At 41.2% G+C, this 16,791-nt stretch carries 15 protein-coding genes; 8 read left to right on the forward strand and 7 right to left on the reverse strand.

The window, feature by feature from the left end:
• Positions 1–27 precede the first annotated feature (27 nt).
• Together lysA and lptM are read right to left on the reverse strand one after the other, a co-directional pair.
• On the reverse strand, positions 28–1,281 hold the full coding sequence (lysA, locus tag ACTRWE_RS06650; RefSeq protein WP_024601982.1) for a diaminopimelate decarboxylase: 1,254 nt from the start codon (positions 1,279–1,281) through the stop codon (positions 28–30).
• Positions 1,282–1,461 (reverse strand): LPS translocon maturation chaperone LptM, encoded by a 180-nt coding sequence (gene lptM, locus ACTRWE_RS06655; RefSeq protein ID WP_013463728.1) that lies wholly within the window; start codon positions 1,459–1,461, stop codon positions 1,282–1,284.
• A gap of 148 nt (positions 1,462–1,609) precedes the next feature.
• Here lptM and cyaY point away from each other — a divergent pair, with 148 nt between their 5' ends.
• From cyaY to add, 8 genes are all read left to right on the forward strand, one after another.
• Positions 1,610–1,933 (forward strand): iron donor protein CyaY, encoded by a 324-nt coding sequence (gene cyaY, locus ACTRWE_RS06660; protein ID WP_013463729.1) that lies wholly within the window; start codon positions 1,610–1,612, stop codon positions 1,931–1,933.
• Complete coding sequence (locus ACTRWE_RS06665) at positions 1,930–2,586, forward strand: alpha/beta hydrolase (RefSeq protein ID WP_350606801.1); 657 nt, start codon at positions 1,930–1,932, stop codon at positions 2,584–2,586. The genes cyaY and ACTRWE_RS06665 overlap by 4 nt, the downstream gene beginning before the upstream one ends.
• A gap of 23 nt (positions 2,587–2,609) precedes the next feature.
• On the forward strand, positions 2,610–3,515 hold the full coding sequence (locus ACTRWE_RS06670; RefSeq protein WP_350606779.1) for a DUF2914 domain-containing protein: 906 nt from the start codon (positions 2,610–2,612) through the stop codon (positions 3,513–3,515).
• A gap of 71 nt (positions 3,516–3,586) precedes the next feature.
• A complete protein-coding gene (gene hemC, locus ACTRWE_RS06675; RefSeq protein WP_462879707.1) occupies positions 3,587–4,525 on the forward strand; it encodes a hydroxymethylbilane synthase in 939 nt (312 codons plus the stop codon).
• A complete protein-coding gene (locus tag ACTRWE_RS06680; RefSeq protein WP_462879708.1) occupies positions 4,525–6,366 on the forward strand; it encodes a uroporphyrinogen-III C-methyltransferase in 1,842 nt (613 codons plus the stop codon). The genes hemC and ACTRWE_RS06680 overlap by 1 nt, the downstream gene beginning before the upstream one ends.
• Positions 6,363–7,472, forward strand: coding sequence for a heme biosynthesis HemY N-terminal domain-containing protein (locus ACTRWE_RS06685; RefSeq protein ID WP_462879709.1), 1,110 nt, complete (start codon positions 6,363–6,365; stop codon positions 7,470–7,472). The genes ACTRWE_RS06680 and ACTRWE_RS06685 overlap by 4 nt, the downstream gene beginning before the upstream one ends.
• A gap of 48 nt (positions 7,473–7,520) precedes the next feature.
• Positions 7,521–10,211: an ATP-binding protein gene (locus tag ACTRWE_RS06690; RefSeq protein ID WP_350606787.1), complete on the forward strand. Its 2,691-nt coding sequence runs from the start codon at positions 7,521–7,523 to the stop codon at positions 10,209–10,211.
• Positions 10,212–10,333: 122 nt separating this feature from the next.
• The gene (gene add, locus ACTRWE_RS06695) at positions 10,334–11,335 is read left to right on the forward strand and encodes an adenosine deaminase (protein ID WP_024601988.1); all 1,002 of its coding nucleotides are present in this window, start codon (positions 10,334–10,336) and stop codon (positions 11,333–11,335) included.
• Positions 11,336–11,381: 46 nt separating this feature from the next.
• Here the strand turns inward: add and ACTRWE_RS06700 are convergent, their stop codons facing one another.
• From ACTRWE_RS06700 to ACTRWE_RS06720, 5 genes are all read right to left on the reverse strand, one after another.
• Positions 11,382–11,795, reverse strand: coding sequence for a CBS domain-containing protein (locus ACTRWE_RS06700; RefSeq protein ID WP_013463737.1), 414 nt, complete (start codon positions 11,793–11,795; stop codon positions 11,382–11,384).
• Between the two features lie 171 nt (positions 11,796–11,966).
• The gene (fre, locus tag ACTRWE_RS06705; RefSeq protein WP_462879710.1) at positions 11,967–12,680 is read right to left on the reverse strand and encodes an NAD(P)H-flavin reductase; all 714 of its coding nucleotides are present in this window, start codon (positions 12,678–12,680) and stop codon (positions 11,967–11,969) included.
• 86 nt (positions 12,681–12,766) lie between these two features.
• Entirely contained in the window at positions 12,767–14,233 is a 1,467-nt protein-coding gene (gene ubiD, locus ACTRWE_RS06710) for a 4-hydroxy-3-polyprenylbenzoate decarboxylase (protein WP_462879711.1), read from the reverse strand.
• A gap of 71 nt (positions 14,234–14,304) precedes the next feature.
• Positions 14,305–16,335 carry a methyl-accepting chemotaxis protein gene (locus ACTRWE_RS06715; RefSeq protein ID WP_462879712.1) on the reverse strand — a complete coding sequence of 677 codons (2,031 nt, stop codon included), beginning with the start codon at positions 16,333–16,335 and terminating at the stop codon, positions 14,305–14,307.
• Between the two features lie 67 nt (positions 16,336–16,402).
• A complete protein-coding gene (locus tag ACTRWE_RS06720) occupies positions 16,403–16,681 on the reverse strand; it encodes an MliC family protein (RefSeq protein WP_013463741.1) in 279 nt (92 codons plus the stop codon).
• Positions 16,682–16,791: the final 110 nt, after the last annotated feature.

The following is a 16,791-nucleotide window of genomic DNA, read 5'->3' on the forward strand; positions in this document are numbered from 1 at the left end:
CACAGAGCAGCTAGGTAACAAAAACGTTTATGGTAAAATTTTCTCACCTTGGTACAGGCTCTCGATGGTTTCGCGTTCGCGAATAAGATGATGTTGCTCACCATCTACCATTATTTCGGCAACCCGTGGGCGTGAGTTATAATTTGAACTCATTGTAAAGCCGTATGCTCCAGCGCTTCGCTGCACTAATAAGTCACCTTGTTTGAGTGCTAGAGGGCGGTCTTTACCTAAAAAGTCACCGGTTTCACACACCGGCCCAACCACATCATAGTTGTGGGTAGGTGTTTCGTCATCACGCACCGAGACAGGAATAATTTTTTGCCACGCTTGATAAAGTGATGGGCGCAACATGTCATTCATACCCGCATCAACAATCGCAAAGTACTTGTCTTGATTTTGCTTAATAAACTCAACCTGAGTCACTAAAATCCCAGCGTTGGCGGCAATAGCTCGCCCTGGTTCAAAAATCAGTTCAAGGTGGCGATAATTAGTAAGGCGCTGTGTTACTTGTGCTGCATACTCACTCGGGTGGGGAGGCTGTTCGTCGTCGTAGGTTACGCCAAGGCCTCCACCAATATCTAAATGGCTTAACTCAATACCTGCATTTTTTAACTCATCAATTAATGCCAGTAGTTTATCAAGCGCCTCTAAAAACGGTTTGGTTTGTGTCAGCTGTGAGCCAATGTGACAATCAACCCCAACTATATTTAAGCCAGGTAACGACGCAGCATGTTGGTACACACTTAACGCGGTTTCGATACCAATGCCAAATTTGTTTTCTTTTAGGCCAGTAGAAATATACGGGTGTGTTTTAGCATCAATATCAGGATTAACACGAATAGAAATTGGCGCGTCTAGATTAAGCTCACACGCTACTTCTGAAATGCGCTCAAGCTCTGAGATTGATTCAACGTTAAAACATTTAATACCTAATTCTAACGCATAAGCAATTTCGTCAGCGGTTTTAGCAACCCCAGAAAACACCACTTTATTGGCTGCGCCTCCCGCTTTGATGACCCGCGCGAGCTCGCCTTTTGAAACAATGTCAAAACCCGCACCAAGTCGCGCCAGTATATTTAATACTGCAATATTTGAATTTGCTTTAACGGCGTAGCACACTAGGCTTTTATGATCTTGAGCTGCATTGGCAAACGCTAAATAATGGCGTTCAAACGTCGCTCTTGAATACACATAACACGGTGTACCATAGTGCTGTGCAATCGTTGCTACGCTGACATCTTCAGCAAATAGTTGGTTGTTTTTATAATTAAAAAAATCCATTTACTGCTCCTGTTTTTGCTCAATAGGTGTTTGCTTGTTGGGGGTGTCTGTTGGCTGATTTTGTTCAGTAGGCTGCTCTGGTAAGTACAGCGGGCCGCTTTGACCACAGCCAGCTAACGCACACAACAAAACGGTGCTGATTAATAGTTGTTTTAATTGTAAGGTATATGTCGCTTTCATTAGATTAATACGGTTGCTGGCTTTATAATCGCAGAGTAACAGAATATCTAAAAAATGCAGCTATTCGCGGATGATTTTATTCCTGTTACACTAGCTGTACAAACATGCACCCATTATTTAGGCGTCTTGCCTGCAAAGGAAATTAACGATGACTGATCACGAATATCACCAGTTAGCAGAAGCTCTTATGTTCACAATTGAAGAACAAGTTGATGATTGTGAAGCAGATTTAGATTATGAATCGGCTCAAGGTATTTTAGAAATTATTTTTCCAGATCGCAGTAAAATTGTGATTAATAAGCAAGCACCGTTGCATCAAGTGTGGGTGGCAACAAAATTTAACGGTCACCATTTTGAAATGCGTGATGGTCAATGGATTGATAACCGCTCAGGCGCAGAGTTTTGGAGTTTCATCAATGAAGCGTCAACACGTCAAGCGGGTCAAGAAATTAAGTGGCAATCATCGCTATGAGTTTAGAGTTTGTTCAATACCCAGCTCAGGGAACGCATAAAGCCACGGTTATTTGGCTACATGGTTTGGGTGATTCAGGTGATGGTTTTGCCCCAGTAGCGCCACAGCTCGATTTACCCAGTGAACTAGGTGTGCGTTTTATCTTTCCGCATGCGCCTATGCAGGCTGTTACTATTAACGGCGGTATGCAGATGCGCTCATGGTATGACATTAAATCGATGGATTTAGACAAACGTGCAGATGAGCAAGGGGTTAGGAAGTCTGCAGAAAAAGTTGAGCAATTAATAACGCAAGAAATTGCTAACGGCATACCGGCGAACAAAATTATTTTAGCGGGATTTTCACAAGGTGGCGTCATATCGCTACATTTAGCCCCGCGTTTAGAGCAAAAGCTTGCTGGCGTTATGGCACTATCAACCTATATGTGTGTGCCACATAAATTGGCTGATGAAGCAAAGCAAACACAGCTAAATATATTTATGGCTCATGGGAGCCAAGATGACGTTGTACCGCATAGCGCGGGTAGAAGTGCGTTTGAAGTATTATCAACGCATAACATGGATGTGAGTTGGCAAGAATACCCTATGGGGCATCAGGTTTGTACACAAGAGTTACAAGCTGTGCGCCAATGGTTAATTTCTCGCTTAAGTTAGTTTAGGAGCCGCTGAGGGTCAAAATGAGTCAAAAAATAGTAATAACAGCAAATGTAAAACGTGAACCACAGGTTAGCGAACCCAGCGTGAGCTATGAGTGGCATTGGCGTCGGATTGTGAGTATTTCTATGTTGGTGATTATGACCTCTGCAGCGGTTATTTACGGCCTGTCTAGCGCTGTGAATGCTGATCAAGGGGCGCCGCATCCTAATGAGCAGCTCGATTTTACTGAGCAACAAACAGCAATTGTGTCGCTAAGCAATGATACTGCAGCATCAGCAGAGAGTGAAAACGCAACAGATGCTGATGAGGAGCCGCTGAGTAGTGTCGCAATTGCAGCACCTAAAATCCTTTCCCCAGATGAGCAAAAACCAGCTCCTACTACCGAAAAAGTAACATCAGAGCCTAAAGTTCAACAAAGTATTATTGAGCAAGAAGTAGAGCCAACGCTCACTGCTGAGCCTGAAGAAGCAGCCATGGCTGCAACAGATAACCAAACGCCTGAAACCGAAACGGCCAGTGAAAAACCGGCTGAGCAAAAAGTATTTGCTGAATCAGCACAAGTTGCGAGTGTGGCCATTGGTGCCAAAATAGATACAGCTACTATTAGCCGAGCCGTATTAACGCGCAGTGTGAGTAATCGTGAACCAACCAATGTATTTGCCGCCGATGTGCGTTTAAGCCAATTTGAAGAATCATTGTCATTTTTTAGTGAGCTTAAAAACTTACAAGGTCAGCAGGTAAAGCATATTTGGTTATTTGAAGGCGAAGTGATGGCGGAAGTGTCGCTCAAAGTTACTTCTCCGCGCTACCGAACTTACTCAACTAAAAATATTATGGATTCCCAGTTAGGGAATTGGCGCGTTGATGTGGTTGATGAGCGAGGTTTACTCATTGCGCAAAAAGAATTTAGAATTTTAGCTGATTAAATCGCCCTCAGATAGAACAGGTTTTAATCCTGGAAGGTCAACAGACCCCAGTAATTATTAATGGATATTTTATGACTGAAAAAACAAAGTTAGTTCGCATTGCTACTCGTAAAAGTGCATTGGCACTGTGGCAGGCTGAATTTGTAAAAGCGCAGCTAGAGCATTTTCACGATGACGTGCGTGTAGAGCTGGTGCCTATGTCGACTCAAGGTGACATTATTTTAGATACACCACTGGCTAAAATTGGTGGTAAAGGCTTATTTGTAAAAGAACTAGAACAAGCCATGCTTGATGGGCGAGCAGACATTGCAGTGCATTCAATGAAAGATGTGCCAGTCGAATTTCCAGATGATTTAGAGTTACACGTTATTTGTGAGCGTGAAGACTCGCGTGACGCATTTGTCTCAAATAATTTTGCCAATATTGATGCTTTACCGCAAGGCGCCATTGTTGGCACCTCAAGTTTACGTCGCCAATGCCAAATCAGAGCGTTGCGTCCAGATTTAGAAATTCGTGACTTACGTGGCAATGTAAATACACGTTTAGCAAAGCTTGATAGTGGTCAATACGATGCGATTATACTCGCAGCGGCTGGGCTAATTCGTTTAGAAATGGGTGAACGTATTCGTGACTTTATTGAGCCAGAAGTGTCGTTACCTGCTAATGGTCAAGGTGCTGTCGGTATTGAATGCCGTATAAATGATGAAGTTACTAAAGCCTTATTAGCTCCGCTGGAGCACAGTGAAACTCGTATTCGTGTTAATGCCGAGCGCGCAATGAACCGCCACTTAGAAGGGGGCTGCCAAGTTCCGATTGGTGCTTATGCATTGGTTGATGGTGAGCAAGTGCATTTACGTGGTTTAGTTGGGGCGATTGATGGCAGCGAAATTTTACGCGATGAAATTAGTGGGCATGTTGATGATGCGGAAAAATTAGGAGTTGAGCTGGCTAAAAAACTCTTAGCACAAGGCGCAGATAAAATCCTTGCTGACGTATATCGAGACGCATAATGAAACACATCTTGATAACTCGGCCCGAAGGAAAAGGCGCAGCCCTTGCACAGCAACTTGAGCAAGCGGGTTATCAAGCGTCTTTATGTCCTGTTCTAAAAATAACGTATTTAACCCCAACCAGCGTTGAGCTAAGCCCGTTGGTTAATGCCGACAAAATTATTTTTGTTTCGCAAGATGCAGTACATGCACTGAGTGCCCTTAAGCCTGCAATTAACACCAAAGCGCAGTTTTATGGTGTTGGCCAACAAACAGCCGACACCATTTATGAAGTATTTGGTGTACGTGCTGCTTTGCCAAAACAACATGATTCTGAGGGGTTGCTGGCGCTTAAGTCATTGGCTGAGGTTGATGGCAGTAATATCGTGTTGGTTAAAGGTATTGGTGGGCGGCCTGAGATAGCAAAAACCTTAAAACAACGCGGTGCTTTTTTAAATAATTGTGTGGTGTATCAGCGTGAGCCGGCAGCGCAACAACCCGCTGACTGGATAGACCACTGGCAAAGCCAGAATGTACACGGTATAGTCATTACTAGTAATGCCGCCGTTGATGCCATTTTTAATACCCTTACCGCGGCGCAACTAACATGGTTACAACAGTGCGAATTTTATGTTGCCAGTGAGCGTATTGGCGATTATTTACAACAGCAAAAAATAAATTCGACACATATACATACTGCGGCAGGGGCTAGCGACCACGCTATGTTTGCCTGCATTAATCAGCAAGGTAGCAAAATGAGTGAACAGTCAGCGACGTCAAAAGTAGAAAAAGCAGCAGCGCAACCAATAGCCAATAACACGTCTAATACCGCTAAAAACGACACTGCAAAAGCTAATAATCAAACGCAAAATAATACCCATAAAGTGAGTAAGGTGGGCAGTTTAGCGTTGGTGATTTCGTTACTTGTTGCCAGTGGCGTGGGTTATGAGTTTTATCAAAAGCTCAATGCCGGTAAAGTGCAAAATTTAGCGGTTAATGCATTAACAGAGCAAAATAAGATATTGCAGCAAGAGCTGCAATATCTTAAGTCTGAGCAACTCAGTCTACAGCAAGCGTTACAAAAGAGCGAAGAGCAAACTGCTATGGCGCTCAATGAAAACTCTGTAAAAAATCAGCAAGCATTAAAAGCAGCACTGCAAAAAGTGCAGCAAAGTGGTAACACATTAAACCCACAAGAAGTGACTAGCTTACAACGCATGGCTGAATTTAAATTGTGGGCTGAACAAGATTATCAAGGCACAAGTGCAGTGCTTAAACGTTTAGATTCACTTTTAAGCGACCACCCAGGCACGCTTGAGTTGCGCCAAGCAATTATACAAGACATACAAACGCTCGATAGCATTAAACCCGTTGCAACAGAGGCGATTTACTTACAGTTAAATAGTGTAAGAGATCGTATCGATAACTTGGTATTTAATGCGGTTAATTTGCCAGAAAAAGCGTCAGTAACTGACGAAAACGCGCTCTCTGAAAATATGAGTGATTGGCAACAAAACATCCGAAATAGCTGGAATAAAATAGTTGATAGCTTTATTACAATTCGCCATCACGAAGGGGTATTAATAGAGCCGCTATTAACTGATAGAGAGCGCCACCTGATTAATCAGCGCATAAAGCTCAATATTACTCAGGCGCAAGATGCGCTAATGAGCAAGCAAGCCAGCATCTATTTTAGCGCCTTAAACGACACAAAACGTTTGGTTAATGAATACTTTAAGCAAGATGATAATGCCACAAAAGTGGTACTACAAACTTTAGTAAACCTTGAAAAAGAGCCGCTTAACTTTAGCCCTGAGGTGACATTGCAAAGTACTGAGCAAGTTAAGGAGTGGGCACAATGATAGGGTTGATCATTTTTATTGTCGCTATTGTATTGGTATTAGCGATCACTCCTTTCGTGTTAGATGAAAAAGGCTATGTGCTGATTTCATTTAATAACACCACCATAGAAGGTACGATTGTTTCGTTTTGTATTATGGCGGCACTGAGCGCAGCGGCTTTGTATTTAACTTATAAACTCGTACGCTACTGTTTATCTATTTACAGAAATACCAAACATGGATTTTTTGCTCGCAGCCAAGAGCGCAAGCATGCAGCTATAGAGCAAGCACTGTGGAGCTTGATTAATGACGATTACGCGCAAGTGGAAAGCGCGTTATCAAGTAACAGTGTGCCTGCTAAATTTGACGATATACGTTTAGCATTATTAGCAAAAGCCGCACTTGCAAATAATCAGCCAGATAAAGCGCTTGAGCGTTTATTTGAAATCAGCCCAGAGCAACAACTTAAAGTGGCTAAACTATGGTTAGCCAGTGGCGACAGCAGTGTTATTGAACCGCAAATACGGATGGCGGCTGAATCTAAAAAAGCCACGGTACTTGAGCTTAAATTGTACACTGAAGTGTTGGTGCAACAGCAGCACTTTAAAATATTAGAAGATTTTTTACCGCGCTTATTACGTAAAGATGCATTGAGCGATAAGCAGTGGCAGCAGGTGTTTTCAGCTTATTTTGCTGCTCAAGCAAGTGATGAGCTAACCAGTAAATACCAGCAATTAGGTAAGAAATTGCAAGCACATGCGCATACGGCTTATTTAGCCCAAATGGCCAAAACAGGGCAGTTGGCGAGTATTGAAAACGAGTTAATTAAAATGCTCAAACACGCTAAGCACCATACTGAACTTGCCGACATTTTACGTGAAGCTGCGCCAAGTAATGCATATAAGTTGCAATCAAGCATTCAAGAGCGGTTGAAAAAAGACGAGCACAATAACGCGTTATTATTAGCGCTGGCGTGTTTAGCGAATGCCCAAGGTGATTATGATTTAGCTGCACGAGTATTCGACAAAGCGCTTAATAGCGATAACAAATCACAGTATCGACAACAAGCTATACTAAGCTATAAACACAGCGCACAATTAGATAAGGCGCTTGTGCTCTATCAATAATGGATTATATTTTATAAATCAATAATTAAAAGCGCAGGAGCGAAGGCTATGAAAAATGTGTTTACACTCTCTTTTAGTCTTGCATGCGCTTATTTTTTTACTGGTTATCTTAGTAATTTATTACTCGCAGTAGACGGCTATGCCGTGGCTTCTTGGCCACCTGCAGGCATTGCACTAGCCAGTTTTTTATTATGGCGCCATCGCGCTTACTTAGGCATTATTGCTGGTTCTTTACTGATTAATTTAATTCATCTAGACCATGTTACAGATATTTTAAACTGGCAAATTTTGTTACATGCAGTGGGCCTCAGCTTCGCTGCTTTTTTGCAAGCATGGCTTGGCGCGCAAATAATTACAAAAGTAATAAAAGCCCCTTTAGACCTTTCATCGTTAAAATTAAGTATTCAAAGCTTAGTAATTGCAGGTCCTGTCTGCTGTGTTATAGGCGCTATTGCTGGCACGAGTTTATTAGTATTTAACCAGATCATCCCTGCTGCGAATGCGCTGGATAATTTTATTACTTGGTGGATAGGTGACAGCATTGGCGTATTAATTTTTACCCCATTACTATTAGCTGTATTTCACTATTCTGAGATGCGCCATCGGCTACAAGTTATTGTTCCTGCATTACTTATTTATGCGATTATTAGTATTAGTTTTTATGGTGCAGCGAGTGTAAAAAAACAAAAAGACACTCAAAAGCAAGAAACGAAAGTGCTTGCGACTCAAAGCGCTATAAATCAAAAGTTAGATGAGATCATTGCGCATCTATCTTTATTAAGTGGTTTTTTAGCAAATAGTGAAGACGTTAGTTTTAGTGAGTTTACGCAGTTTACAGCTAAACAATTAAGCTACAGTGAAGAAATACTTGCTTTTAAATGGGTTCCTGCGATTACTGATGATTCTCGTGCCGAGTATCAATCATGGATTGAGCAAGTTGATAGCGAAAACCCGTTTATCAAACAAAAATCAGCGAATGGGCAATGGCAAAAAGCCCCCTATCGAGAGCTCTATTACCCTGTAAAATATATAAATCCACTTAGGGGTATGAAAGATATTGTTGGGTTTGATTTAGGTTCAAACGAGCAAGTGCGTACAGCACTCACTAAATCTAAAGTACTTAATGAATTGGTGATCAGTGAACCGACAGCACTGATACCTAATAACGATGAATTAAGTGTACTCTTTATGTATCCCGTTTTTGGAAATGTGGTAACAGAAGGCGATTTTAAAGGATTTGTTGTTGCCGTGGTTAGCTTAGCTAAACTTTCTAAGTCGCTGTCGTTTGACTCTAATGAGCGTATTGCGATTAGTTTTTTTGATATTAATAATGCTGAAAAACAGCAGCCACTTTATATTGCAGAGCATCATTCTATGGTGTTACTAAAAAAATATCAGTTGTTAATTGGTCAGCGAATGTGGCGCGTTGAGCTGCATCAACCCGTTTTAAAATCATCGTGGTTCATATACTGGCTAGCGCAAATAGTGGGTATGTTATTTGTGTGGTTGTTAATTATATTTTTGATCTCTGTGACGGCTACCAATATTCGGATTCGCGAACAAGTGGCAAAGCAAACACTCACGCTACGCCAAGAAAAACAAAAGGCCGATGAAGCCAGTGCTATAAAAAGTCAGTTTTTAGCCAACATGAGTCATGAAATACGCACGCCAATAAATGGCATAAAGGGTATGCACTATCTAGCGCTACAACAACAGGATTGGCAGCAAGCAAAAGGCTATATAGAGCAAGCTGATGGTGCTCTAAGTGTATTATTAAGAGTGTTAAACGATGTACTCGACTTTTCTAAAATGGAAGCCGGTAAACTTGAGTTAATGCAAGAGCCTGTGAACCTCAAGCAATTAGCTGAGGACATCGTCGGTTTAATGCAATTTGAGGTGGAGAGTAAATCGCTTTCTTTAAAATTAGAGTATGACAGCGATGCGCATTTAATTCTCAATACCGATCCTATTCGTTTAAAGCAAATTCTGCTTAATTTATTAAATAATGCAGTAAAATTTACCGCAAAGGGCTGTATTACGTTAAAGATTTGGCAATCATCAAAAATGACATATTTTAGTGTTAACGATACCGGGATTGGCATTAGCTCTGCAGCTCAAAAACAGCTTTTTAAACCCTTTTCTCAAGCAGATAGCTCAACGTCACGTCAGTACGGTGGTACTGGTTTAGGTTTGAGTATTTGTAAAAAATTGGTCGAATTGATGGGAGGGGCTATTGATTTAAAAAGCAGTGAGGGGCATGGATCTACGTTTACTTTTAGCTTACCAGTTCATTCATCGCTGCCAAAAGCCAAATACAGTGCTGATGCTTTATCAAAAATTGATGTGAGTAATATTTCTTTAGAAAAATATCAATTACTTATAGTGGAAGACAACCCATTAAACCAACATGTTGTAAGTGCTATTTTAGAAACTAAACACGGTATTGCTGATATCGCAAATGATGGCTTAGAAGCGATTACGATGCTTAGCGAAAAAAACTACGACCTAGTATTAATGGATATTCAAATGCCTAATATGGATGGTTTACAAGCAACAAAAGTGATTCGTAATGAGTTAGGTTTTTTTGATTTACCTATTATTGGTTTATCCGCCAACGCTCACGAACAAGACGCTCAAAAAGCGATTGCCTCTGGAATGGATAGCTACATGACCAAGCCTATTGAAGCTGATGAGCTATTTAAAACGCTTTGGTATTATTTATCTCGCTTAGATAAGTAACACGTATTTTTGTACAAAAGGCAGACATAAGACCTCCAAGCGCCATTTTAAATATTCTACACTTGAAATATTACTGTACCTGCGTATCATTCGCGCAATTTTAACTCAACCGAGTAGCTACTATGATTAATAGAAAAATACCTTTGCTAGATATTCACCGTCACTTAGATGGGAATGTACGCGCGCAAACCATACTAGAACTTGGTCGTCAGTTTAATATAGCTTTACCAGCAGATAATGTTGAGGCACTTATTCCTCATGTTCAAGTTATTGATCCTGAGCCAAACCTAATGGCTTTTTTACAAAAGCTTGATTGGGGGGTCACGGTACTGGGTGATTACGATGCCTGTAGACGAATTGCAATAGAGAACATTGAAGATGCACAAGCGCAAGGCCTTGATTACGTAGAGCTACGTTTTAGCCCTTACTACATGGCACAAAGCCAAGGTTTACATCCTCAGGGCGTTGTTGAAGCCGTGGTCGATGGTATTAAAAGTGCAACAAAAGATGCTGATATTAAAGCAAACTTAATTGGTATTTTATCTCGTACTTACGGTGTTAAAACCTGTCAACACGAGCTGGATGCTTTACTTGCTTTTAAAAATGATTTGGTCGCGGTTGATTTAGCCGGTGACGAAATTGGTTACCCTGGTGAACTGTTTGTTGATCACTTTAAACAAGTACGCGATGCATATTTAGCGGTTACTGTGCATGCTGGCGAAGCATTGGGTGCTGCAAGTATTTGGCAAGCATTAAACGAGCTTGGCGCAAGCAGAATAGGGCATGGCGTTAAAGCGATTGAAGACTCAACGCTAATGGATTATTTACGTGATAACCGTATTGGTATTGAATCGTGCTTAACCAGCAATATTCAAACCAGCACAGTGAATGATTTAACTAAGCATCCGCTTAAACAGTTTTTAGATCATGGCATTTTGGCCAGCATTAATACCGATGATCCGGCTGTTGAAGGGATTGAAATTGAGTACGAATATGCAACTGCAGCGCCACAAGCTGGTTTATCGCAAGCTGATATGGAAAAAGCGCAAGCCAATGCACTTGAAATTGCGTATTTAAGTGATGCAGATAAACAGGCACTCAAAACCAAAGTCGCACAGCGTTAATCACCCATACGATTAAAAATGCCACTGTTTACAGTGGCATTTTTGTTTATATGTGAGTTTGACAGCTAACGTAATTATCATAAAGTGCTTTTAAAATATCGGCACGGCTGATCATGCCAACTACAACGTCACCATCAACTACAGGGTAATTCTTTGGCTTACCAGGTTGCATTTGTTCTGCTAATTCCATGATATTGGTATCACCGCTGACCGTCACAACTTCTGTTTGCATCAACTGCGACACTTTTACCATACCGTCACAAAAATAACTGCTTTGCATTAGGGGTTTAAGTAGCTCTTGCTCAGAGATAAAACCTACTAGCAACTTGTTATCGTCAAATACTGGGGCACCAAGCAATTTAAATTTTTGTAGTTCTGCAATGGCGGTCGTCATTTCTGTATTAGGGGTGATATGAGGCAACTTGTGTTGCATAAAATCTTTTACTTTTGTATTTAGCATTTAGGTTTCTCCCGCTGAATGTTCTATACAAAGTATGGTTTATAGATTGGATTTTAGGAAATTGTTTATGTTGATGAGTTTAATAGGTAATAACAATCATCGCAGCGGTAATGGCGGGCAATAAAAACAATTAAGGCACCCTAAGGTGCCTTAAAAATGATGCATTTGCTGTTATTTTATAAAAGCAAATGCATCCGCGTACATGTTTTCGCGAATGGCGCCATGGCTAATAAAGTCATCGCGCACTATGCCTATCATGTCAAAACGACCTGCCATGTAAATATCGTAAGGTTCAAGCGAGATGATATCGTCCATTACAGCTTTATGCACATAACCAGTATGGCCAGTCCAGCTGTCAGTAGGATTTTCTACCACAGGAATAAATTCGAAGTGCTTATGACTATCTGCCCAAGCTTTCATTTCGCTGTGTGCATACAGCGCAGACTCTTCTTTAACACCCCAATAAAATAGCACTGGGCGCTGACAATTTATTTCAGCAAGGTGATCGGCTATTGATTTTGCGTAAGAGAAGCCTGTGCCGCCAGCAAGTAAAATAATGGGGCGCTCGCACTGCAAACGTAGTTGAGAAACACCTAAGCCCGCTTCAATAGTCACGGTTTGATTATTATTGTGGGCACTACGAAGGTGCTCTAGCGATTGCATAGCATATGAGTCAGCAACTGAAGCACCAATATGTAATTCTAAAGCATCCGTTTGTGAAGGACGGCTTGCAATTGAAAACGCACGTTTATCTTTTTCACCTAAAACCAATTGTAAATATTGGCCAGCTTCAAATGTGACGGGTTGCTGCGGCTTTAAAATAACTTTATGAACAAATTCTGTTAGTGGACTGATAGAAACAACGTCAGCGTGTAATGTTTGCATGTTTTACCTTAAATTAGCGGATACGCACTTTATTTGAGCAATAGTAGCATATCCGCAGGGTGAGTTTATAGCCTAGACCAAAGTCGTTAAAGAATACCTAGGCTATCCCAAAGTTCATCAACGCGATCTTTAGTGGCTTGATCCATAACAATAGGTTCGCCCCACTCACGGGTTGTTTCGCCAGGCCATTTGTTGGTTGCATCCATGCCCATTTTTGAACCAAGGCCAGAGACAGGCGATGCAAAGTCTAAATAGTCTATTGGCGTGTTTTCAATTAACGTGGTGTCGCGTGCAGGATCCATACGGGTAGTAATAGCCCATATTACATCGTTCCAATCTCGGGCGTTAATGTCATCGTCGCAGACAATAACAAATTTAGTGTACATAAACTGTCGTAGGAATGACCAAACCCCCATCATTACGCGCTTGGCGTGCCCGGGGTATTGTTTTTTCATCGTAACCACGGCCATACGGTACGAGCAGCCCTCTGGCGGTAAATAAAAATCAACGATTTCTGGAAACTGTTTTTGTAAAATTGGCACAAATACTTCGTTTAAAGCCACCCCTAAAATAGCTGGCTCATCAGGCGGACGACCCGTAAAGGTACTGTGATAAATAGGGTCTTTACGATGAGTAATATGAGTGACTGTCATAACGGGAAAGTCATCGACTTCATTATAGTAACCCGTATGGTCGCCATAAGGGCCTTCAGGTGCCATTTCATCTGGCATAATATGCCCTTCAAGCACGATTTCTGCGCTGGCCGGTACTTGTAAATCATTCGAAATAGACTTAACCACTTCCGTTTTACTGCCACGCAATAAACCGGCAAAAGCATATTCGCTTAATGTATCGGGGACCGGAGTAACCGCCCCTAAAATTGTGGCAGGATCAGCCCCTAATGCCACTGATACCGGATACGGCTCACCAGGGTGTTCTTTGCACCACTCTTGAAAATCAAGCGCGCCACCACGATGAGATAACCAACGCATAATAATTTTATTTTTGCCAAGTAACTGCTGGCGATAAATCCCTAAATTTTGACGCTTTTTATAAGGCCCTTTGGTAACGGTTAAACCCCAGGTAATTAAAGGCGCAGCATCACCAGGCCAGCAATGCTGAATAGGAAGCTTGGTTAAATCAACATCGTCACCTTGTAAAATAACTTGTTGGCAGGGCGCTTTTTTTACTTCTTTGGCTGGCATATTAAGGACTTGCTTAAATACCGGAATTTGTCCAAGGGCTTCTTTAATGCCTTTCGGTGGCTCTGGCTCTTTTAAAAATGCTAATAACTTACCAACTTCTCGTAATTCACTGACATCTTCTTGGCCCATACCCATTGCTACACGCTTAGGTGTACCAAATAAGTTAGCTAGAACAGGCATGTCATACCCTTTCGGGTTTTCAAATAATAAAGCGGGGCCTTTAGCACGCAGTGTGCGATCGGCAATTTCGGTCATCTCAAGATACGGGTCGATTTCTTGGCTGATGCGTTTTAATTCGCCTCGTTTTTCAAGTAAATCGATAAAATCGCGTAGATCTTTGTATTTCATTGTGGGCCGTTACTTAGCAAAAAGTTAAAAGTATTATACCCAGTTCATGCAAGCCAAGTCATTACTTGCACTTAAAACTTAAAGCGCTCTACCGCACCTTTTAAAGAGTGTGCAAGTTGATTAACATCTTCACTTTCGCTTGCTAGGGTCGTCGCATTGTCGGCATTTAAGGTGGCATGATCGGTTACCTTAGCCATTATTTGTTGGATATCAGTGCTGTTTGCAAGTTGTTCATGCGATGCATGGGCAATGTCTTTGCTCATTGCATTGACCGATACTAACGTGCTTTTGATACGCTCAACGGCTGCATTTAGTTCAGTACTGTTTTCAACACAATGTTTGGCTTGTTGTTGACCATCATTTATTTCAGCTTGGGTAGACTGAGTATGTTGTTGTAGTGTGTTGATCATGGTGGTTATTTCGCTAGTGGAGCTTTGTGTTCGTGCTGCAAGCGAACGCACTTCATCAGCCACTACGGCAAATCCTCGACCATGTTCACCGGCTCTTGCTGCTTCAATGGCCGCATTAAGCGCTAGCAAATTGGTTTGCTCTGCAATACTGCTAATCGTATCAACAATAGCGCCAATCAGTTTGGTGTATTGTGCAAGCTCTTCGGTGCTGCTAACTGCTTTATCTAGGCGGCTTAAAAGAGATTCAATACTTTGGCTATTGTTGTTTGCAATGTCATTGACATCATTTGCAAACTGCGAGGCATTCGTTATTTCATTTGAGGTACTCTGCGCTTGTTCGTAAACGGCTTGTGAGCTTTGTAGCATACGTTGCGCTAATGAGGTTGCTTGTGCGCTGCGTTCCAGCTGTTGCTTAGCAACGATGGTCATTTGTTGCCCTTTTTCACTGGTTTGAATGGCTGAATTATCGAGTTCGTAGGCGTCGTTACTGATCCCTTTTATTAGGTGAGTTAAATCATCACAAAGCTTATTGGTATTATGCAGTAAGGTACCAAATTCGTCTTTACTTAGAGGATTACTACGCTGTGAAAAGTCACCTGAGGCTATGCGTGCGAGTTCTTTATTCACCTTTTTAAGTGGTTTTAGCATGGCGTTAGTAGTAAACACTGAAATAATAACCAGCAAAACAATTAAAACAAAAGCAATAATAATAACTAAGCTAGAGCCGGTATTGATTGCTGACTTAGCGCTCTCTTGCAGGGAGTTAAAGCGCGTGTCTGCAAGTTTATTAAGCTCAATTAGCTGATTTTCTATAATGATAAAAGCATGTTGAAAACTTTCAAACCGCTGATCAACCTTGTCTTTGCTATTGAGTACAGTGTTCTGCAATGCATACAGCCCATCAGGATTATTTAATAGGCTGCTTAAATCGTTAAACGCCGCTATTAACTCATTGGTGTTGAGCTTATTTGCAATAGGAGAGGCTTGTTGCTCTAAATAACTAAGATTAGATTGAATATTATCGAGTAAAAAAGAAGTGTCCTGTTGGTGGGCATTGATATCTTCAGAGGTGGTTACTTGCCCAATGCCTTTGACATTATTGTTTAGAGTAAATAATAAATCATCAATTCGAGTCGCTGTGCCAAAGACTGCATTTAAAAGCGATTGCTGGTTGCCCGCTACGTTTATAAGCTCTATATCAAGTAATTGGTTACTCAGATCGCGAAGCTGTTCATTAAAGGTAACTGTCAGTGCTGCGGCGGTACTTTGCGCCTTAAAGCGTTGCTCTTTTGTTGCAAGCATGTCGTTGCTTATAGTATTTAGTTTAGTGAAGTCATTATGAATAGTAACAAGTAATGTTTGCATACTTTGTTGCTTGGCAACTTGTGCTTTTAGCGTCTCTAATTTATTAAAAAACTGTGTTTGCTCTGCGTGTGCTTGCTTTTTATTTTGCAGTAGTAAATCAAGTTTAGTTTGGCTGTAAGCAATGGCGTTAAATTTAGTAATTGAAAGTAGCGATAAACGCAGGTCTTTACTCGCTTGCTGTACCGGAACCGCTAGCGTTTCTATGCGCGAATTAGTGGTACTGATTTGATGGAGTGACCAGTAAAAAAATATGCAGCTGGTAAGCATTAACAGGCCAATAGCTGAAAAGGCTAAAATTATTTTATGTTTTATAGCGATAGAATGCATAACTTTATCAACAGTATTAAGACTTTTGTTAGTGTAGCAAGTTTTTTAATATGTTGTTAGTTAGTGGTTAATTGCTTGTGCATTGATATTTTTTACCGTTAATTATTAGCATAGCTTGCTCGCCCTTACTCCAAAACAGTACCTTGGTATTTATATATTTGCTACCAGAGGCACTCACCTCATGAGTTAATAAATAATCATGCTTATTAAAGCGGAGCGTCGCCTGTTTGTTGCTAATAATATCTAGCTGTGCAGCGGTGTTATCGCACATGTAGTTTGTTGTAATGGGTTGCTCATTGCATGCAACCAGGGCTATTAAAGCAATAGTAATGGCGTAGTGTTTCATTAGGCTGTGTTTTACTTATTTAGTCGCTTGGTTAATTATGAGCTTAGCAAAGCTAAATTAACCGTTGGTGAAAATAAGGCTTTACGTTATGTTTAAGCTCTTATTTTTAG

Source organism: Pseudoalteromonas sp. G5_S1_54_S4 (assembly GCF_054968565.1).